Source organism: Phocicoccus schoeneichii (assembly GCF_014635565.1).
GTDB lineage: Bacteria > Bacillota > Bacilli > Staphylococcales > Salinicoccaceae > Phocicoccus > Phocicoccus schoeneichii.
The window spans coordinates 1-19,998 of sequence record NZ_BMDB01000004.1 but is presented as its reverse complement, the minus strand read 5'-3'; the positions used below and the strand labels follow the sequence as shown (position 1 = coordinate 19,998).

Here is a 19,998-nt window from a genome sequence, read left to right as displayed (position 1 = left end):
TATATGGTGAAAGTTATGGAAAAGCGTATTATACATGTGGATATGGATGCATTTTATGCTCAAGTTGAACAAAATGATAATAAAGCATATAGAGGAAAACCGGTAATCGTAGGTGGCCGGTCTTTTAGTCGTGGAGTTGTATCTACAGCGAGTTATGAAGCGCGTAAATACGGTGTTCACTCAGCGATGGCTATGAAAGTTGCACACCAAAAGTGTCCAGATGGTATATTCTTACGCGCTCGCTTTGATAGATATAGGGAAATTTCCGCACAAATTAGAGACATATTTTTATCATACACGGATATTGTAGAGCCATTAAGTTTAGATGAGGCATACCTCGATATTACTCATCTTGTGAATAGAAAACGTTCAGCTCGAATGATTGCGCTAGAAATCCAAAGTAAAATTTATGAAACAACCGGACTGACATCAAGTGCTGGTGTTTCATATAATAAATATCTCGCAAAAATTGCTTCTGGTATGAATAAACCAAGCGGCACAACCGTCATCGATTACGAAAACGTTCAAGAGTTACTTTGGAGTCTAGACATTGGTGACTTCCCTGGAGTAGGAAAAGTAACAGAAGAAACCATGAAGTCTAAAGGAATTCTTACGGGTAAAGATCTATACGATTGGTCAAAAGACGCACTTATTTTAGAGTTCGGCAAACGTGGTGAAAGCCTTTATAACAAAGCGCGAGGCATTGGTACAGCTATGCTACAAAAAGATAGAATTCGTCAAAGCATCGGAAAAGAAACGACGTTTAGTTATGACCGTAATGAAGACGAAGAACTCCTAAGAGTATTATTATCTTTATCAGGTGAAGTAAGTAAACGTTTAAAAGATAAAGACATGGCAGGCCGAGTCGTTACAGTAAAAATCAGAAATAGGGATTTCTCAACTCATACAAAACAAACGATGCTATCAAACCCAGTCTATCAAACAGAAGAAATCTATGAATTTGCCTCAAAGTTATATATGGATTTGAAGGATCCTGTGACACCAGTGCGACTTATCGGGGTTACAGTATCTGGTTTAGAAACACGAGTTTATAGAAATATGACAATCTATGATTTTATCTAATGTATAATGAGTGATATACTATTAAAAGAATTTTTTATAAAGAAGGGTTAAACATTGATCATTAAGACAGATGAAGAATATCAAGGAATGAAGGAAATTGGTCAAATTTGTGGCCGAGTTCTAAAAGAGACGATTCAGTTTGCTAAAGTAGGTATGACGACAAAAGAGGTCGATGATTTTGCTGGCAAAAAACTAGAAGAATACGGTGCAGTGAGTGCTCCAATCAGTGAATATGACTTTCCTGGATATACATGTATCAGCATCAATGAAGAAGTTGCACATGGAATTCCTGGATCACGTGTCATTGAATCAGGAGATATTGTAAATATCGACGTTTCTGCAACTAAGAATGGATTTTATGCAGACACTGGTCTTTCATTTATTGCGGGTGAATCTACAAATGAAAAAAAAAAACGTGTGATTGACGTTTGTGAAATGGCATTTGAAGAAGCAATGAAGAAAGTTAAACCAGGTGCAAAAGTATCTCAAATTGGACGTGCAGTGCATAATACAGCACGTAAAAATGGTCTGACTGTTATTAAAAATTTAACTGGTCATGGTGTTGGACGTAGCTTACATGAAGATCCAAAACACGTTATGAACTACTTTGATCCAGCAGATAAATCCATCCTACGTGAAGGTATGGTTCTTGCAATTGAGCCATTTATTAGTTCAAACGCAACACTTGTTACAGATGGAAAAGACGACTGGGCATTTGAAACAAAAGACGGTAGCTTCGTTGCTCAGAAAGAACACACAGTTCTAGTAACCAAAGACGGCCCAGTATTATTAACAGAAGTAGAATAAAAAAGTTCGCACTCATGTGCGAACTTTTTTTATTTAGATATATTCTAGTATTCATACCCATTAACGATTAAGTCTACTTTTCCAGTTTCAGGATTCATTACTAAACCATGAATAGGGACGCTATCGTCCATGAGTGGATGATTTTTAATATTTTTGACGCCTTCAAGAACACTTTCTTCAACACTGTCAAACCCTTTAAGCCAGCTATAAACTTCAATGCCTGAATGTTCTAATGTCTCGAAAACACTCTTGTTGATGCCTCTATCTTGCATTGCTTGAACAATTGGCTCTGGTTTAAGTGCTCCAAATCCACAATCATAATGACCCATGATAATGACTTCGTCTACGTTTAACTGATAGACACCAACTAAAATGCTCCGCATTGTACTACCATATGGATGTGAAATTACTGCGCCAGCATTTTTAACTTGTTTGATGTCTCCGTTTTTTAAACCTAATGCTTTTAGAGATAGCTCTGTTAAGCGTGTATCCATACATGAGACAATAAGTAGTTTTTTATCTGGAGTACTTGTTGTCCTATATTCTAGATATTTTTCCTCTTCGACAAATTTAGAATTAAAATCAAGAAGTTCTTCTAATAATGTCATACGTTGTATACCTTCCGATCTGGATTTTTTGCAACAATTTTTTTGTGTATAAGTGAGTTAATCTGTGCACCAAGAATCAGTACGATTGACGTTATATACAACCAAAAAATTAAAATAATTACCCCTGCAATACTACCATAAGTTGCAGTGTAGTTACTAAAGTTCGATACATAGAACCCAAATCCAGCTGATATTAATAAGAACATCACTGTTGAAAACAATGTCCCTGGAATCACTGATTTTAGCTTAACTTTTATACTTGGTGCCAATGTGTAAACAAGTAAAAAAACGACGAATACTAAGATTAAAGGTAATACTGTACGTACGAGATTCCAAATCCATTGGAATTCATTGTCTAGACCAACGAACCCAAACATAAATTTACCAATTTGGTCACCTAAAATTGTAAATACGAATGTACCAACGACAGCTAACGCAAGTAGTAATGTAAATATAACTGATAAAAATCTTGCTAGGATTGGGTTTCTTGTGTCTTCAATATCATATGCAACGTTAAATGCGTTCATCAATTGGTTCATCCCGTTAGATGCGGACCATAAAGTTAAAATTAAACCTATTGAGAAAAGCCCACCGGATTTTGTATTCATTACTTCATTTAAAATTCCTTCAAGCAGGCCAGAAATCTGTTCTGGAGCGTATTGATTGATCATGTTCGTTAGACTATCTGCATCCACGTTAAACATTGGGACGATTGATAATAAGAAAATTAGGGCAGGGAAGATTGCGAGTAAGAAATAATAAGCAAGCTGTGCAGCCATCCCTGTCGTATTATCTTTTGAGAACCTAAACATCAGTTTCCCTAAAAATCCTGCATCATCTTTTAAAGCAACCGGGCGGTTTACTTGAGATAAATAAAAGGTTGAATTTTTCTTATTAGGAATCGATTTAAATTCTACATAATCGACGAATGTATCATCTTTTTTTCTTTCCTTTTTCATCTCTTCAGTTTTCTCTTTAATTTTTTCTAAATATTTCTCGTTATCTTCATATGACATTGTTTTCCCTCCTATATACAAAGAAAAGGGCGTAACGATACGCCCTTATTTCTAGTTTAAGTGTTTTTGCTCTCTATATTTCATGAATGTATCTTTAGCATCAATAATTGATTGCTCGAGCTCTGGGTTGTTTCTACGAATCTCTTCGATTGTATCTTTCCAGAATAATACTTCTTCTTTAATTTGTTCAAACTTAGATGGTTCGTTTGACGCGCTAGAGAATTGGTTCTTTAACTCATCTGGATTCTTTGCGAAAGATACGACTTTCTTAGAACCAGAAACAACATTATCTCTTGTCGATTTATCAACTAGGCTCACTAGTCCGCCGACTAAGGCACCAAGTAGAACTGCTGGTATTAATTTGTTTTTCATTCTTATCTACTCCTCAAAATTATTACTAATCTACCTTAGATATATCCATTTTAGCTTGCTTTTAAACTAAAAACCAATATTATTTCGTACATTAACGTTAATTTTGTTAAAATGAACTCATGTGAAGTGGTAGGAGGGGTAAAATGGAAATAAGTCAAATGTTAGAAGAGATTGAAGAAAATCTGAATGTCGTGAATAAAGGGCTTTTAAAAGCTAAAGATTTTAACGAAGATAATTATGATAATATAAAAGAGATACATGAGTTCGTTTCGAGCCGTGATAATTTTTCACCGCAAGAGACAACGATGATTTTAGATGAACTTAAAAATTTACGAAATTAATTAAGGGGTGTAAGTATGGAATTAAATCAAAAATTACAAAATTATGCTGAGTTATTAGTAGATGTAGGTTTAAACATCCATGAAGGTAAGCGTATGTTTATCAATGCAACTACTGACGCATTACCACTTGTTAGAAAAGTCGTTGAAGTGGCTTATGACCGTGGTGCTGCTGAAGTTAAAGTAAATCTATCTGACGATAAAATTCAACGACTAAACGTTCTGAATCGTAGTGAAGATGAACTCGCAACTGTTCATGACTGGATCGTTGAAGAGAGAATGCACTACAGCAATGAGAAAGCAGGTTTCTTAAGCTTAATTTCAAGTTCACCTGAACTATTAAAAGGGATTGACCCGATGAAGCTTAGAAAAATGCAAATTGCGACAGGTACAGCATTAAAAGAATTTTCAGCACGCTCACAGTCTGACTATCATTCATGGTGTGTAGCAGGTTATCCATCACCTGAGTGGGCAAAACTGGTTTACCCAGATTTAGATGAAAACGAAGCAGTTGAAAAATTACTTGATTTAATTCTTTACACAGTCCGTGCAGACCAAGAGAATCCTGTAGAAGCATGGTTACAACATGATAAAAACTTACACGAAAAAGTAGATTTCTTAAACGGTAAAAAGTTCCATGCACTTAGATTCGTATCACCAGGTACTGATTTAACAATCGAACTACCAGAGAAACATCTATGGGCAGGTGCATCTAGTAAAGATAGCGATGGACGAGACTTCATGGCAAACATGCCTACAGAAGAAGTATTTACTGCGCCTAAGAAAACAGGTGTGAATGGATATGTTTCAAATACTCTACCTTTATCATACGGTGGTAACATCATCGATGACTTTAAACTTACATTCAAAGAGGGTAAAGTCGTTGATTTTGAAGCGGGTGTTGGATATGAAATCTTAGAAAATATTCTAGAAACAGATGAGGGTGCACGTTTCTTAGGTGAAGTAGCACTCGTACCAGATGATTCACCTATCTCTAATACTGGTACTTTATTCTACAACACATTGTACGATGAAAATGCATCATGCCATATTGCGCTTGGTTCTGGATATGCATTCAGCGTTGATGGTGGAAAAGAAATGTCACGTGAAGAGCTAGAACAAGAAGGCATTAACGATTCAATTACACATGTTGACTTCATGATTGGTAGTGCGGACTTAGATATCACTGGAATCGAGAAAGATGGAACTGAAACTGCGATCTTCAAAAAAGGAGATTGGGCAATTTAAAAAACACATGTATATTGTGACAAAATTGTGTTAAAATAAATGTAAGTATATATGAGTATAGGGGGATCCCGAAATGGAATCATTTGGATTTTTCGGATACGGAATGAGCACACTCGTTCTATTGTCGTTCATGTTTGCAATCTTAGGATTTTCAGGAGTGCTATTCTACTTCTTATCAAAAGCATTCCACAGCCAAGATGCAATTACAGTGGATACAAAACAAGAAGCATTAGATAGAGAGATTTAATCAGGAGAGGAGACACGTTCTCCTCTTTTTTTCAATTATTTTAGGAATAGGTGGAAAATATGATCAAAAAAATGTCAGAGTCTTACACTGTTAAAAGTGCAATTGTATTCCCACAAGATACAAACAGCTACAATACAATTTTTGGTGGTAAACTACTTGCATACATAGACGATGTTGCAGCAATCACAGCACGTCGCCATTGTCGTTCAAATGTTGTAACAGCATCGATTGACTCAATGGATTTTTTAGCGCCAATCGATGTAGGTGAAGTAGTTATTTTAGAATCAGTAATCACTGGAACTGGACGTTCATCTATGGAAGTCATGGTTAAAGTTTCTAAAGAAAGCTTGACTGAAGACTCGAGCCCTGTGTTAACAGGTTTCTGCTTCATTACTTTTGTTGCATTAGACGATAACGGGAAATCAAAACCAGTACCTGGAATTGAATGTGACTCAGAAGCACTTCAATTCTTAATTGATAGCGCCAACATTCGTGTTGAAAGAAGAAAAGCCCGTTTAGAACATACAAAAGAACTTTCGGAGTACATCGCGAAAGATTTATATTAGGTGATTTCATGAAAGTAACTAAACTTGTTGCTTTAAAAAATAATTTCTTTAGAGTCGAGTTTGATAATGGGGCGCATTTGCGAGTTCATGAAGAAGGACTCATCAAACACATGCTGTATAATAGCAAAGAGTTAACTGATGAGGAGTTTGAACAAATAAAGTCTACGCTAGACTTTGACAGAGCTTACATCAAAGCCATCCATTATATCAGTTTTAAGTTGCGCTCAGAATATGAAATTTACACGTATTTAAGTGAAGATTTTACCGATGAAGTAATTGCTCACGCAATAGAGCGACTCATAAATGAAAACTATATCAATGATAATATATATGCAGAAGCACTCAAGAATACGATGCTCAACACGACAGACAAAGGTCCATTACTTCTAAAGAGAGAACTCGAAAAAAAGAGAGTCTCTAAAACAATTATTGATGATGCAGTTGAAGCATTTAAAGAAAGTATCGAACCTGAGCGACTCATCAAGATTCGAGATAAGGAATTAAAACGATATAAAGGCTCAAAAAATTTATTTAAACAAAAGCTCTCAGAACGACTGATGACGAAGGGGTACACAGGAGAATTTCTCTCAATGATACCATCAGAAGTAGAGCTTGATGATGCAGAATTTTTTGAGAAAGATTTTGAAAAATATTATAATAAACACGCGAGAAAATATCGTGGGTTTGATTTAAAAAATAGAGTGATTAGGAGTCTTCTAGGGCGAGGATATTCATATTCACAAATAGATGAAAGAATAGGAAGTATTGAAGATGATTTCATTTGGTCAGATGACGAGAGTTGAAATAGAAAGATATATTGCTGAAACACGAGAAAAGATGAGAAAAGCTGAAATGATGGGTATAGAGAATGAATATAGAGTACTAGAGCGCCAAGCGCTAATCGCTGAGTGCTATTTAGTAGATCTTTCTCAAATCGAAAAGGGCAAAATCTATAAAGTAATTTCTAATGAAGATCTTTATTTCAAAGTAGATTACTTAAAAGGTGTATTTGCTTGGGGCTTTTTCATCGGTGGCGATCACCACGAAGAGGCAATCCCTGTTTCTATGCTTCAACTCAATAAAAGGAAAAAATAATGCAAGAAATTGTGCTTCATAGAGCGACCGATGTTGTATATCATAAAGAGCCAGAGAAATTAAAAGACCGAATTCTAAATACTCCTACTCATATCGTCCTAAAAAATGTATCTACAACATTATATCGTGGAGAAGTCCTTGGAATTTTAGGAGATTATGAAACATTAAAATTTTTAAAGGATATTCTAGTTGGGTTAATTCAGCCAGATAGCGGAAGAATTAGATATAAAGATACTTTTTTAAGCCTAGATGTTGAAGACCATATCCTGAATGATCATTTAGTGCATGTGTTTATCACTGAAATATTAGAAGAATACATGACTGAAGCGGCACTTAAGAAAAGTCTCGAGAAATTAAATCGGCACCCAGTAATTTTTAACCACTGGGAGAAACCTTTAAAAAATCTGTCTAGACAAGATATAGCGGTGATCTTGCTTGAAATATCTGCTGAAATTAGTGCAGATATTACCCTTTACAACAACTTTTATAGATATTTAAATGAAAAATCTTTTTTACGTTTTAAAGAAGTTGTGAATACACATGAAGCAAAAAATCGTGGCGTATATTTATTGGAATCAAGTTTTGAACCAATTGAACTTTTAGCGAATCACTTTATCTGGCTATCGTATGGTCAGATGAGATTTGAGGGAACTGTAAAAAAAGGATTCGAAGTTTACAACGAGTACTTAAAAAAACGCAGTCAGCTGAAAAGTTTAGACGAAGAAGCGTTGTTTGACCTCGAGTGGAAAGAGCGCATGTATGAGAGTGCGCAGTTCAAGCATAATTTACAGCGACGTCAGAAGAAATATGAATCTGTGTTAGATAAAATTAATATCCAACGCGTGATTATCTCATTCATTCTTGTGTTTACGATACTTTTATCAGCAACTTTAATATTTATGGATATTCAGTTTTCTAAAGAACAAACACCGTTCACTGAGGAAACACTTACCGACAATACGGAAGAAGTGAATACAAGACTGAGATATGGCTTTGTTATTAGTGATTCGCTTTCAGCTGCAGGACAAGAAATTCCAAAATATAGTCTAATTCGAATTACGAGTGACCAAGGGGATACGATGACAGCTTCTATCAATGATACAGAAGTAAAAGTATCATCGAGTGATGTGTTATATTTCAATCCAGCATCGATGTATGAGTCAGTCCAAGACGATACAATTAGACAATATACGAGTGACACATATCTCTATAACTACATGTTCTACTCTCATTATTTAAATAAAAATGTGAGTGTTGCGAAAGATAATATGACTCTTATAGAAGAGTCGAAATATCGAGTGAAGGTCGATGGTATCGATATCACCTATCTCGTAGAAAACGGCACTGTAATTGGATTAGTGACTTCAGGGTCTGATCAACAAGAAATAATTAAAGCTTTGGATATACAAGATGATGAAGCATTTAAAATATTTAGAAGCGAGAATGGCTTTGTAATTTATGATAAAGAATCAAATAACTGGCTATTCTTGAGCAGATAGGAGAGCGTATATGAATCAAAAATCAAGATTTTTAATTCGAGAATCGTTTAACTTATCTGGCAGAAACTTTAAGAAAGTACTGTTACCAACCGCAATCTATACACTGATTGGTATTGTTCTTTTTATATTGAGTTCGTTCATGGATGATACTGAGATGGTGAGAATCACGTATACAGCGGTTGGAGTAATTACAGTGTGTTGGCTCTATTCAAGCACAATTTTGAATCAGTATGAAATTTTTAAGAAGGATTCGGTTATAAAAGTAAACTATATACCGATGTATTACCGTGTGCTACCGACGATTTTTTTCCAATCGATCTTGTTTATATTGTTTGTAATCATATATAGTGCGATTGTGAGTTTAAAAACGGAAGAGTTTTTACTTCATTTGTTAACACTCATTTATTACACGATACTAGGAATTATTTTAATTATTCCATTTACGATTCTATATATACAAGTCAGTCGTTATACGAATACACGCTTAGCAAACATAATTGTGCTCGTTGTTCTACTACTTGTGACTCCTGTATTTTACGTAGGAGCTAGTTTACCGAGTATCGTGCAAAACATACTCTTATTAAATCCATTTTATTATGTTATTGAGAGCATAGAAATGTCGTCAGTTGGTATACCTTGGAGTTCCAATAGATTACTTCAAGACGTATTATTCATATCTGAAATGCTACTGATTTATTTATGGATTATGGTAGGGTACAAAAAATTAAAAGTAGATTTTATTTCATAGAAAAAGTAGTGCACGAGTCTCGTGCACTACTTTATTTTTTGCTGTAGTTTATCTTCTGAAAACACCCAACCTGTAAAGCTAGATATAACTTCTTTAGATGCCTCATCAACAATCATAATACAGACGAATGGATAATGTCCGTCCTTAAGATATCGAAGATCCGTATATCTGATTTCTATTGTTTGATCCTCTAAATGTTTGATTTCATATCTATAGATGGATGAAAAGAACGTAAATGATTTAAAGTTTTCGTCATATTTAATGATTTCGTATAAGTCTTCTCTTAGTGGTTCCGTTTTTTTGAACTCATCATAAAGTACGACTTGTGATTTAAATGCACGTCCGACATAGAATGAATTGTCCGTAGCGAGTGCAACCCGCCATTCAAAGAATTTGATTGTCGGCATAACAAACGTTCTGATGATATGTTCTTGCGGAAGTAGATTACGCACTTTTCGTTTCAATGTTTGTTGATATGCATATCGAACGATATAATAGATAAAGATGATGCCATAAATAACAATGAACAGTATAATTGGATCCAGTCCTAGGAACCACAATATGAGGTAACTAGATAGTAGCACAATGATTGGTATATCAACGGTGTTTATGAATCCAAGTTGTATCCATGTGTTTCTGAGAGGCCGGATCATCTGGGTACCGTACATGTTAAATATATCTACAAATACATGTAAAAACACTGCTAAGAGTGACCAAAAGTACATATTCACAAAAGGCAAATCAAAGAACAAATAACTGATTGTCGCAAGAAGCACTGGCCAGATAATAAAAGTAAACGGAATAGAGTGTGTAATACCTCTATGGTTTTTAATGTATACAGCATTATTTTTAAGTTTTAAAGTAGTATCTATATCAGGGATTAAACTAGCACCTACGACTGTCGCACCAAATCCTAATGTGAGCGGATCAACACTTGGATCTATTGTGGCGAGTCCGAGGAGCGTTCCCCCCATAAGTGTATGCGTAACAGTATCCATAATAAAATCCCTTCTTAATAAAATAAAATTTACGGTGATAACGTGTTAAATAAAAATGAATTTGCATTAAATTTACTCGAATGGTATCACATTAATAAGCGTGATTTACCATGGAGACAAACAAATGATCCATATAAAATATGGCTCTCAGAAGTCATGCTTCAACAAACTCAAGTACAAACAGTGATTCCATATTTTAACAAGTTCATCGATAAATATCCAACTTTAGATGATCTTGCAAATGCCGATGAACAAGAAGTATTAAAAGACTGGGAAGGACTCGGTTATTACAATAGAATTCGTAATCTTCACAGTGCAGTCAAAGAAGTCCAGTATACATATAATTCTATTGTTCCGCAAAAACCAAAACAATTTTTTGAATTAAAAGGAGTAGGACCGTACATTGGTGGGGCAGTACAATCCATTGCATTTAATCATAGAATCGCAGCAGTAGACGGAAATGTGCTTCGTGTGATGGCGCGATTAAATGAAGATAACCGTGATATTAGCAAACAATCGACAGTAAAGTCTGTTAAATCATATGTCGAATCAATTATTCCATTAGAATCAGGCGACTTCAATCAAGCCCTCATGGAACTCGGAGCAACCATTTGCACACCAAGAATACCAAAATGTCTATCTTGTCCTGTTCAAAGTCATTGCGAATCTTTTAAATCGAACTCAGTATTACAATACCCTAAAAAGAAGAGTTCTAAAAAGAAAACAGAACTATATTATAATATATTCTTAATATTAAATGATAAAAATGAAGTGTACATGTTCATGAATGAGTCGAATCTACTAAAAGGCATGTATAAATTCCCGAAATATGATATTGATACGAGCATTGGTACAATAGAAGAAGAGTTGAATTTAAAGCTTTCACAATTAAAAGAACCAATCGCAGAAGAGAAACATGTATTTACACATCAAGTCTGGTACATGAACGTGTATCTCCTATATACAAATAGTGAAAGTGAACATTTTATTAAGATTAAAGACGTCTCGGATTATCCAATGAGTGTTGCGATGCAAAAAGTATTTAAGCATCTGAATTAATTCGCATTATGTACTATGCTATAATGAGTAGGTAAAAAATTAAGGGGTGTGGCAACATGTTTAAAGAGTCCATACCAAAAGAAGGACAAAGAGTTCGCATCCAAAGTTATAAGCACGATGGTAATATCCATAGAGTTTGGAAAGAAACAGTTGTTCTTAAAGCGACTGAAGATATTATCATTGGCGGCAATGATCACACACTAGTAACGGAAAGTGACGGGAGATGCTGGGTTACTAGAGAACCTGCCATTGTTTATTTCCATAAAGAGTTATGGTTCAATGTCATCTGCATGTTTAGAGAAGATGGTATCTATTATTATTGTAACTTATCTTCACCGTATGTATACGATGGTGAGGGCATCAAGTATATCGACTATGATCTTGATATTAAAGTATTTCCTGATGGAAAATATCATCTTCTGGATGAGGATGAATACATTGTTCATAAGAAGCGAATGAAATACAGCAATGATATAGACGAAGTTCTAAAAGTGAATGTAGATATTTTGCAAGAATGGATCGAACAAGAAAAAGGACCTTTTGCGACAGATTTTGTGAAAATTTGGTATCAGAGATTTAAGAAATTTATGAAGTAATTTAAACCAATCAGCGGATTGGTTTAATTTTTTAGGAGGAAAACAGTTGATAAGACGTTATTTAAAGTTCGTTAAACCATATACATTACAGGTTGTTTTAACGCTTATCATAGGTATTTTAAAATTCGGTATACCCTTACTGATTCCACTCCTTGTGGCATACACAATTGATGATGTCATCATGGCACAATCACTAACGAATGATGAGAAACTACACAAACTGATGAGTGTTATGATTCTCTTTTTTGTAATATTTGCGATTGTAAGACCACCAGTGGAATACGCAAGGCAATATCTCGCACAATGGACATCAAACAAGATACTCTATGATATCAGACAGCAATTATATGCACATTTACAAAAGTTAAGTGCAAAATATTATGCAAATAATAAAGTAGGCGAGATTATCTCCCGTGTCATCAATGATGTGGAGCAAACAAAAACGTTCATTATTACAGGTCTCATGAACATTTGGTTAGACCTTGCCACAATATTAATTGCATTATCAATCATGTTTACAATGAACGTTCAGTTATCCCTTGTCTCAATTATCATATTCCCATTCTACATTTTTGGTGTATGGTATTTTTTCTCAAGACTACGTGCATTGACGCGTTCACGCTCACAAGCAGTTGCAGAGCTACAAGGATTTTTACATGAACGTATTTCTGGCATCAACGTAATCCGTTCGTTTGCAGTAGAAAATCATGAGCAAGCACGATTTGATAAAGTGAATGACAACTTTTTATCAAAAGCAACCGACCATGCTAAGTGGACAGCATACAGTTTCATGGTAGTAAACACAATTACAGATATCGGACCATTATTAGTGATTGGATTCGGTGCATGGCAAGTCATTTCTGGTGACTTAACAGTCGGTGTATTAGCAGCATTTATTGCATACTTAGACCGACTGTATGGCCCACTGCGTAGACTGGTTTCATCTTCAACAACACTAACGCAAAGTATCGCATCTATGGATAGGGTATTCCAACTCGTTGATGTAGAATATGATATACAAGATAAGAAAGATGCATACGAAATACAGAATGTTAAAGGTGAAATTTCATTCGACAATGTCAGCTTTAGATACAATGAATATGCTGAAGATGTTTTAAGTGATATCAATCTAGATATTGAAGTCGGACAAACAGTTGCCTTTGTTGGAATGAGTGGGGGTGGAAAATCGTCACTCGTATCACTAATCCCTAGATTCTATGATGTGACAAGTGGTAGCGTAAAAATTGATGGACAAGACGTTCGCGATATTACACTTCATTCTCTGAGAGATAATATAGGAATGGTCATGCAAGATAATGTACTATTCTCTGACACAATTAAAAATAACATCTTACTCGCAAAACCTGATGCGACTGACGAAGAGGTGTATGAAGCGGCAAGAAATGCAAACGCTGAAGAATTTATATTAGATCTTGAAAGTGGATACGAAACAGAAGTCGGAGAACGCGGAGTCAAATTATCTGGTGGACAAAAACAACGTATTGCGATTGCACGCGTATTCTTGAAAAACCCGCCAATCTTAATTTTAGATGAAGCGACGAGTGCATTAGACTTAGAAAGTGAAGCATTCATTCAAGAAGCGATTCGAAAAGTATCGAAAGATCGTACAACAATTATTGTTGCACATAGACTTTCAACAATTACACATGCAGATAAAATTGTTGTAATTGAACACGGACAAGTTGTTGAATCAGGTACACACCAAGAATTACTTGATAGAAATGGTGCGTACCATCGATTATTTAGCATTCAGGATGTGTAAATAAATGGAGAAACAAACCATTGATATTAGTTTTCTAGGTGGAAATACTTTAGATGCTGCACAAAATTTACTTGGTAAAGAGATTGAAACAGTGATTGACGGTATAATCACAAGCGGGTTCATTACTGAAGTAGAAGCATATCTTGGAACTTTAGACCGTGCATCACATACGTATAAGGGTAAAATAACAAAGAAAAATGCAATGATGTTTGAGCCGTACGGTCATATCTATGTCTATACGATGCATGGACATAGTTGCATGAATTTTGTAACGACAACAGACAAACCAGAAGGAATTTTAATTCGTGCAGTTGAACCGAATGTAGGACAAGAAACAATGATTGATCGTCGTGGTAGAAATAAAAACCTGACAGACGGTCCAGGTAAACTTACGAAAGCACTTGGTATTAATCGAAATGACCATAACGGAATGGATATTAATAATGAGCTTTTAAAAGTTTACGAAGGTAAGACTCCGATTGAGATTGAAGCAACAAAGAGAATTGGTATAGATAACAAAGAAGAAGCGGTCGATTATCTATATCGATTTATTGTTAAAGGAAATCCTCATGTGAGTCGCTTTAAAGGTAAAATTGATAAAAATAATGGATGGAAATAGAAATACGCCTTGCCTATAATTTATATAAGCAAGGCGTATTTTTTATTCATCCAATGATTCTTGTTGAATGTCAAGGGCTTTATCTTTTGTATGATATTTAAAGTAACTGTTTGCGAGTCTATCCCCACGTTCAATCGCTTTTTGATATTCATTCATAGAAGAAATGATTTCTAATATGTTTTCGTATTTTAACCTGATATCTGTATTTCTAAGTGTGCTGTATTCATCTAAAAAGTTTTCCATTAATGTATTATCATAATACATTGTAGAATCTTGGTAGTAAATAGATGTTTCTGGTGGAATCTTGCCAGCAATTTTTAAGAATACTTGCTCATGGTATGCCATGAGTTGATCCATTTCAATACGAATTCTGTTTGTGAAATCATCACTAACGTATTTATAATCGTTTTCTAGGCGATTCAAGTTTGAAAGAACAATATACGCTTTTCTCGTCATAAGAATCATTTGCTTAAATAAAATCTTTTTTCTAAGATCTGAATAAGTTGTTTTTCTAAAGTAAGGACGTTCTTCTTTAAACCAACTGTACATTGTTTCAAGTTTTTGAACGCGTTTGTCTAATTCTTTGACATCTTTACGTATGCTCATCGCGTCACTTGCACCATTGAGTTCAAGTCTGATCCATTTAAAAATATCGCTAGTAATACTCACAGAATGGTTGTACATTTTATCTTCATATTTCGGAGGGATTACAAACAAGTTGATGACTAGTGCACATAATACACCGATCATAACGAGTGAGAATCTAATAAATGCAGTATAGATAAAGTCAGAAGTTTCCATCACTGTGCCAAGTGGTTCATCCATAATCGCGATGACCGTAACGACAGCTAGAGTAGAAACGCTCTGTAATTTAAAGAAAATAAGGATAGATAATACAAGAATAATCGTAAGTCCAATAACAATTAAGTTACTATCAAACATCAGTACCATCAATATAGCAGAGATGGCACCGATGATATTACCTCTAAACTGATTCCATGTTTGCATAAAACTTTTGTGTACGTTTGGCTGCAGTGCGTTAACTGCAGCGATTCCTGCGATAAGTCCAGGTGAAATATCAAGCGCGTGGACAACTAGGAACGTGAGTACAACAGCAAGGCCTGTTTTTAATATTCGGGCTCCAAATTTCATAGCCTCAGCTCCTAAAAGTCATTTTTAAAGACGTCTTCAACAATTTTAAGTGTTTCTTCAATGTCTTCGTACGTATGTGCAGTTGTAATAAACCATGCTTCATATTTAGAAGGAGCGATCATTACACCTCGTTTGATTAGTCCGTTAAAAAATGTTGCGAAGCTTTCTCCGTCTGTATTCTCCGCACCTTTGTACTCAGTCACTTTATCTTCACTAAAGTAAATTGAAAATGCACCAACCTTACGGTTGATGTTTGCTTTAATATCGTATTTTTTGATGAGAGCATTGATACCATCTACGAGCATCTTTCCTTTTTTGTCGATTTCCTCATAGACTCCATCTTGTTCAAGTACTTCAAGGCATGCAATTCCTGCTGCCATAGAAAGTGGGTTACCTGCCATCGTACCTGCTTGGTATGCTGGGCCTAAAGGAGCTACTGACTCCATGATTTCTTTTTTACCACCATATGCACCGATTGGTGTACCGCCTCCGATAATTTTGCCGAGTGCTGTGAGGTCAGGTTTCACATTGAGTAAATCTTGTGCACCACCATACATAAATCTAAATGCAGTGATGACTTCGTCATAAATAACAAGTGCACCGTTCTCATGTGCAATTTTATTTACACCTTCTAAGAACCCTTCATGTGGTTCTACAATTCCAAAGTTACCAACGATTGGTTCAACAAGAACACCTGCTATTTCATCTTTAAAATGATCGAAAGCTTCTTCTAAGTCATCGAGGTTGTTGAAAGGAACCGTGATTACATCACTCGCTACTGCTTGTGGTACACCTGCAGAGTCAGGGGTACCTAGTTGTGAAGGACCACTTCCTGCAGCAACAAGTACTAAATCTGAGTGTCCATGGTAGCACCCTTCAAATTTAATAATTTTATTTCTATTTGTATAAGCACGAGCAACACGGATTGTTGTCATCACTGCCTCAGTACCTGAGTTTACAAAACGGATACGCTCTAAGTTTGGCATTGCGTGTTGAATTTTTTCAGCAAATTCAATTTCTAGTGGAGTCGTTGTTCCGTACAGAATACCGCGAGCACTTTGATGCACGATTGCTTCATGAATATGTGGATGTGCATGTCCTGTGATAATTGGACCATATGCGCTTAAGTAGTCGATGTATTTATTGCCGTCTACATCATAGAAGTAAGCCCCTTCCGCACGATCCATAACAACTGGTGCACCGCCACCAACTGCTTTATAAGAACGTGAAGGTGAATTCACACCACCAAGTATGATATTTTCACTACGCTGTCTTAATTTTTCAGAGTTTTCATGTTTAAACATTATTGCCATCCTTTACACATGTTTATTATGATATTTTACCATAATTTGCGCGCTACTTTAATCAGAATCCCTTTGTGTTTTCAAATCGTAAAAATAAGGTACACTTAATAATGAGAGATAAAAAGGAGTGGAGTGTAATGGAAAAATTTCCAAAGTTTAGTTTAGAGAATCAAAATGGTGAAATAGTTACGAACGATGACTTAACTGGTACAACGGTAATCTATTTTTATCCGAAAGACAATACACCTGGGTGTACAACCCAAGCTTGTGATTTAAGAGATAACATCTCTGCATTCAACGATTTAGGTGTGACAGTGTATGGAGTCAGCAAAGACTCTAAGGAATCTCATCAGAAATTCATTGAAAAACAAGGTTTAAATTTTGATCTATTAGTCGATGAAGACCATAAGCTAGCGAAAGAAGCAGGTATTATCGGTGAGAAGAATGTATTCGGTAAACTCACAGTTGGTCTCATCAGATCGACATTTGTAATAGATAAAGACAGTAACATCTTAAAAAGATTCGATAAAGTAAGTCCGAAGAAACATGTTGAACAAGTATTAGAATTTCTAAAAGAGGGATAATATGCACGTACTATCAACTATAAATTTACCAGACAAATATATAGAAGATATGAAAAATGAAGGACTCACATATAAATATGTTAAGTCTGCTGAATTAACAAAAGCTGACTTAAATGAAGCGGAAATTATGATATCATATGGATCAAAGATTGATTTTGAACATCCTGAAGAACTTACAAGCATTAAATGGCTACATGTCATGAGTGCGGGTATGGATGAAGTACCAAAAGAAGTGTATGACACATGTATTGTGACAAATTCTTCTGGTATTCATAAAATCCAGATGGCAGAGTATGCGGTTGGTTTAATATTGCAGTATTATAAGAATTTAAACCAAGCTTATGAAAATCAAAAAGCACATATTTGGGAACGCAATTTAAAGAGTGAAGAAATTTACGGAAAAACTGCGTTTATTTTAGGTACAGGTAATATCGGTACACGCCTTGCCAGGTTGCTTTCAGCCTTCGATGTTAAAGTCATTGGATTCAACACATCAGGTAGAGAAATAGAACATTTTGAAAAAACTCTTCCTATTATAGAACTTAAAAATAGACTCGGTGAAGCCGACATTGTTGTTAACATTTTACCAAGCACAAAAGAGACTAGGGGAATGCTCGACACATCAATGTTCGAAGCAATGAAAGATTCATCAGTGTTTCTAAACATTGGGCGTGGTGACATTATGACAGATGAAACGATGATTGATGTGTTAAAAAATAGAACAATTCGTCATATGTTACTAGATGTATTTAATGAGGAACCATTAAAAGAAGATTCTATTTTCTTCGAATTTGATAATATAACAATCACGCCACATGCAAGTTCAAAAACGAGTGAATATATTCCTAGAGCATATAAAATCTTTAAAGAAAACCTGCACAATCTAAAAAATAATGAAGAAATGTTTAATGTAGTTACTTTTGAAAAAGGCTATTAACATTGACAAAGATTATTAACTATATGTAAAATTATATGTAGTAGAAGATTAGAAAGTAGGTTTGCGCCTATGAAAATGATGGATAAAGAACAGACGTTCATAGAATCAATCAACAAGTTAAAAGGTACTGGCGTAAGAATCACACCTCAAAGAAAAGCAGTTCTCGAATATCTAATTGAGACTGAAGAACATCCAACAGCAGATGATATTTTTAAAGCACTATCACACGAGCACAAAAATATGAGTGTTGCGACTGTATATAATAATTTAAAACTATTTAAAGACACAGGGTTAGTTACAGAACTGACTTATGGGGATTCATCGAGTCGTTTCGATTTCAGAACAAACCCACACTATCATATTATATGTACAGAATGTGGAACGATTACAGACTTTGAATATCCTGCGCTTGAAGAAGTAGAGCATCTCGCTGGCTTATTAACAGGTTATGAAGTCAATGGACACAGACTAGAATTATATGGTCGTTGTCCAAACTGCCAAAAATAAAAAGTAACGAGTAGTTTCTACTCGTTACTTTTTTTATTTTCTAGCTCTTGTTTAATCTTTTCGCGTCTGTGTTTTACGTTCATATCATTATCGAATATCTCACCCTCAAGATCTTTATCTAGAGTTAAAGGTTCTTTACAATGCTGACAGTAATCTACAGTTCCAAGAATCTTCGTATAACCTCCACAATTTGGACATTCTACAGTGACTGCTCGTGCACTAATCATCCCGATCCAGAAGTAGATAACGAAGCTCAGTAGTATAGGAATAATACCTATTATTAAGAAGATTAACATCAGCCATGCTGTTTCTCTAAAGAAGATACCAAGATACATGATGATCATCCCAACAAATATCATTGCAAGGGCATAACCTCTGATACGTAATATCTTGTTCCCAGGTAATCTCATATTTTCACCTCAAGATTATTATATACTTTTATATTAATATAATGTATCATATATGAGTGTTCTACAAAGAATGTTTATAGTTCATTAAAATTAAATAAAATTCTTTAAAAAAAGTGTTGACCTTTTTGAACCAACTTGGTAATATTAAATATGTCGTTAAGACCGGCGCACGAATTGCAAATGATTCGTACATAAAAACAAAACTTTTTAAATAAATATTAAAAAGTTATTGACACTGAGAAAGCGACATGATATATTAGAGTAGTGCTTGCGAGAGAGACATCAAACAAGCGCGAAATAAACATTAAAGAACATTGAAAACTGAATGACAATATGTCAACGTTAATTCCAAGAAAAATACTCTACGGAGTAACTGAGAGAACAGTATAAAACACGGATAAATTTGAGCTAACTCAAATTCT

Annotated in this window: 24 protein-coding genes; 17 read left to right on the top strand and 7 right to left on the bottom strand. The window is 35.0% G+C overall.

The window, feature by feature from the left end; translation table 11 throughout:
* The first annotated feature begins 15 nt into the window (after positions 1–15).
* Positions 16–1,083 (top strand): DNA polymerase IV, encoded by a 1,068-nt coding sequence (gene dinB, locus IEU51_RS07990; RefSeq protein ID WP_186088570.1) that lies wholly within the window; start codon positions 16–18, stop codon positions 1,081–1,083.
* A gap of 54 nt (positions 1,084–1,137) precedes the next feature.
* A complete protein-coding gene (map, locus tag IEU51_RS07985; protein WP_186088571.1) occupies positions 1,138–1,890 on the top strand; it encodes a type I methionyl aminopeptidase in 753 nt (250 codons plus the stop codon).
* Between the two features lie 44 nt (positions 1,891–1,934).
* Here map and IEU51_RS07980 read toward each other — a convergent pair whose 3' ends face one another.
* The 3 genes from IEU51_RS07980 to IEU51_RS07970 are packed head-to-tail and all read right to left on the bottom strand — an operon-like array spanning position 1,935 to position 3,886.
* On the bottom strand, positions 1,935–2,498 hold the full coding sequence (locus IEU51_RS07980; protein ID WP_186088572.1) for a beta-class carbonic anhydrase: 564 nt from the start codon (positions 2,496–2,498) through the stop codon (positions 1,935–1,937).
* Complete coding sequence (locus IEU51_RS07975; RefSeq protein WP_186088573.1) at positions 2,495–3,514, bottom strand: YihY/virulence factor BrkB family protein; 1,020 nt, start codon at positions 3,512–3,514, stop codon at positions 2,495–2,497. The genes IEU51_RS07980 and IEU51_RS07975 overlap by 4 nt, the downstream gene beginning before the upstream one ends.
* 51 nt (positions 3,515–3,565) lie before the next feature.
* The gene (locus IEU51_RS07970; RefSeq protein ID WP_186088574.1) at positions 3,566–3,886 is read right to left on the bottom strand and encodes a YtxH domain-containing protein; all 321 of its coding nucleotides are present in this window, start codon (positions 3,884–3,886) and stop codon (positions 3,566–3,568) included.
* 143 nt (positions 3,887–4,029) lie between these two features.
* Here IEU51_RS07970 and IEU51_RS07965 point away from each other — a divergent pair, with 143 nt between their 5' ends.
* From IEU51_RS07965 to IEU51_RS07930, 8 genes are all read left to right on the top strand, one after another.
* Entirely contained in the window at positions 4,030–4,227 is a 198-nt protein-coding gene (locus IEU51_RS07965; RefSeq protein WP_186088575.1) for a DUF1128 family protein, read from the top strand.
* Between the two features lie 15 nt (positions 4,228–4,242).
* Complete coding sequence (locus IEU51_RS07960) at positions 4,243–5,472, top strand: aminopeptidase (protein WP_186088576.1); 1,230 nt, start codon at positions 4,243–4,245, stop codon at positions 5,470–5,472.
* A gap of 73 nt (positions 5,473–5,545) precedes the next feature.
* Positions 5,546–5,719 (top strand): hypothetical protein, encoded by a 174-nt coding sequence (locus tag IEU51_RS07955; protein ID WP_186088608.1) that lies wholly within the window; start codon positions 5,546–5,548, stop codon positions 5,717–5,719.
* A 59-nt stretch (positions 5,720–5,778) separates the two neighbouring features.
* Entirely contained in the window at positions 5,779–6,285 is a 507-nt protein-coding gene (locus tag IEU51_RS07950) for an acyl-CoA thioesterase (protein ID WP_186088577.1), read from the top strand.
* A gap of 8 nt (positions 6,286–6,293) precedes the next feature.
* The gene (locus IEU51_RS07945) at positions 6,294–7,088 is read left to right on the top strand and encodes a RecX family transcriptional regulator (protein WP_186088578.1); all 795 of its coding nucleotides are present in this window, start codon (positions 6,294–6,296) and stop codon (positions 7,086–7,088) included.
* Positions 7,057–7,380, top strand: coding sequence for a YfhH family protein (locus IEU51_RS07940; RefSeq protein ID WP_186088579.1), 324 nt, complete (start codon positions 7,057–7,059; stop codon positions 7,378–7,380). Before IEU51_RS07945 ends, IEU51_RS07940 begins: the two co-directional genes overlap by 32 nt.
* The gene (locus IEU51_RS07935) at positions 7,380–8,879 is read left to right on the top strand and encodes a hypothetical protein (RefSeq protein ID WP_186088580.1); all 1,500 of its coding nucleotides are present in this window, start codon (positions 7,380–7,382) and stop codon (positions 8,877–8,879) included. Before IEU51_RS07940 ends, IEU51_RS07935 begins: the two co-directional genes overlap by 1 nt.
* A gap of 10 nt (positions 8,880–8,889) precedes the next feature.
* Positions 8,890–9,627: a hypothetical protein gene (locus IEU51_RS07930; protein WP_186088581.1), complete on the top strand. Its 738-nt coding sequence runs from the start codon at positions 8,890–8,892 to the stop codon at positions 9,625–9,627.
* A 26-nt stretch (positions 9,628–9,653) separates the two neighbouring features.
* Here IEU51_RS07930 and IEU51_RS07925 read toward each other — a convergent pair whose 3' ends face one another.
* A complete protein-coding gene (locus IEU51_RS07925) occupies positions 9,654–10,625 on the bottom strand; it encodes a metal-dependent hydrolase (RefSeq protein WP_186088582.1) in 972 nt (323 codons plus the stop codon).
* Between the two features lie 42 nt (positions 10,626–10,667).
* Here IEU51_RS07925 and mutY point away from each other — a divergent pair, with 42 nt between their 5' ends.
* From mutY to IEU51_RS07905, 4 genes are read left to right on the top strand one after another with little or no spacing between them, the layout of a single operon-like run.
* A complete protein-coding gene (mutY, locus tag IEU51_RS07920) occupies positions 10,668–11,684 on the top strand; it encodes an A/G-specific adenine glycosylase (RefSeq protein ID WP_186088583.1) in 1,017 nt (338 codons plus the stop codon).
* 56 nt (positions 11,685–11,740) lie between these two features.
* Entirely contained in the window at positions 11,741–12,280 is a 540-nt protein-coding gene (gene ntdP, locus IEU51_RS07915; protein WP_186088584.1) for a nucleoside tri-diphosphate phosphatase, read from the top strand.
* A 46-nt stretch (positions 12,281–12,326) separates the two neighbouring features.
* Positions 12,327–14,063 (top strand): ABC transporter ATP-binding protein, encoded by a 1,737-nt coding sequence (locus IEU51_RS07910; protein ID WP_186088585.1) that lies wholly within the window; start codon positions 12,327–12,329, stop codon positions 14,061–14,063.
* A gap of 4 nt (positions 14,064–14,067) precedes the next feature.
* The gene (locus IEU51_RS07905; RefSeq protein WP_186088586.1) at positions 14,068–14,682 is read left to right on the top strand and encodes a DNA-3-methyladenine glycosylase; all 615 of its coding nucleotides are present in this window, start codon (positions 14,068–14,070) and stop codon (positions 14,680–14,682) included.
* Positions 14,683–14,724: 42 nt separating this feature from the next.
* Here IEU51_RS07905 and IEU51_RS07900 read toward each other — a convergent pair whose 3' ends face one another.
* Entirely contained in the window at positions 14,725–15,834 is a 1,110-nt protein-coding gene (locus tag IEU51_RS07900) for an FUSC family protein (protein WP_186088587.1), read from the bottom strand.
* Positions 15,835–15,845: 11 nt separating this feature from the next.
* Positions 15,846–17,138 carry a glutamate-1-semialdehyde 2,1-aminomutase gene (locus IEU51_RS07895; RefSeq protein ID WP_186088588.1) on the bottom strand — a complete coding sequence of 431 codons (1,293 nt, stop codon included), beginning with the start codon at positions 17,136–17,138 and terminating at the stop codon, positions 15,846–15,848.
* Positions 17,139–17,275: 137 nt separating this feature from the next.
* Between IEU51_RS07895 and bcp the strand changes: the two genes are divergently transcribed.
* The 3 genes from bcp to IEU51_RS07880 all read left to right on the top strand — a co-directional run bounded on the left by bcp (position 17,276) and on the right by IEU51_RS07880 (position 19,166).
* On the top strand, positions 17,276–17,722 hold the full coding sequence (bcp, locus tag IEU51_RS07890; RefSeq protein ID WP_186088589.1) for a thioredoxin-dependent thiol peroxidase: 447 nt from the start codon (positions 17,276–17,278) through the stop codon (positions 17,720–17,722).
* 1 nt (position 17,723) lies between these two features.
* Positions 17,724–18,659 carry an NAD(P)-dependent oxidoreductase gene (locus IEU51_RS07885; protein ID WP_186088590.1) on the top strand — a complete coding sequence of 312 codons (936 nt, stop codon included), beginning with the start codon at positions 17,724–17,726 and terminating at the stop codon, positions 18,657–18,659.
* Between the two features lie 75 nt (positions 18,660–18,734).
* On the top strand, positions 18,735–19,166 hold the full coding sequence (locus IEU51_RS07880; RefSeq protein ID WP_408634898.1) for a Fur family transcriptional regulator: 432 nt from the start codon (positions 18,735–18,737) through the stop codon (positions 19,164–19,166).
* A 17-nt stretch (positions 19,167–19,183) separates the two neighbouring features.
* Here the strand turns inward: IEU51_RS07880 and IEU51_RS07875 are convergent, their stop codons facing one another.
* The gene (locus IEU51_RS07875) at positions 19,184–19,576 is read right to left on the bottom strand and encodes a DUF2614 family zinc ribbon-containing protein (protein ID WP_186088592.1); all 393 of its coding nucleotides are present in this window, start codon (positions 19,574–19,576) and stop codon (positions 19,184–19,186) included.
* Between the last annotated feature and the right edge of the window lie 422 nt (positions 19,577–19,998).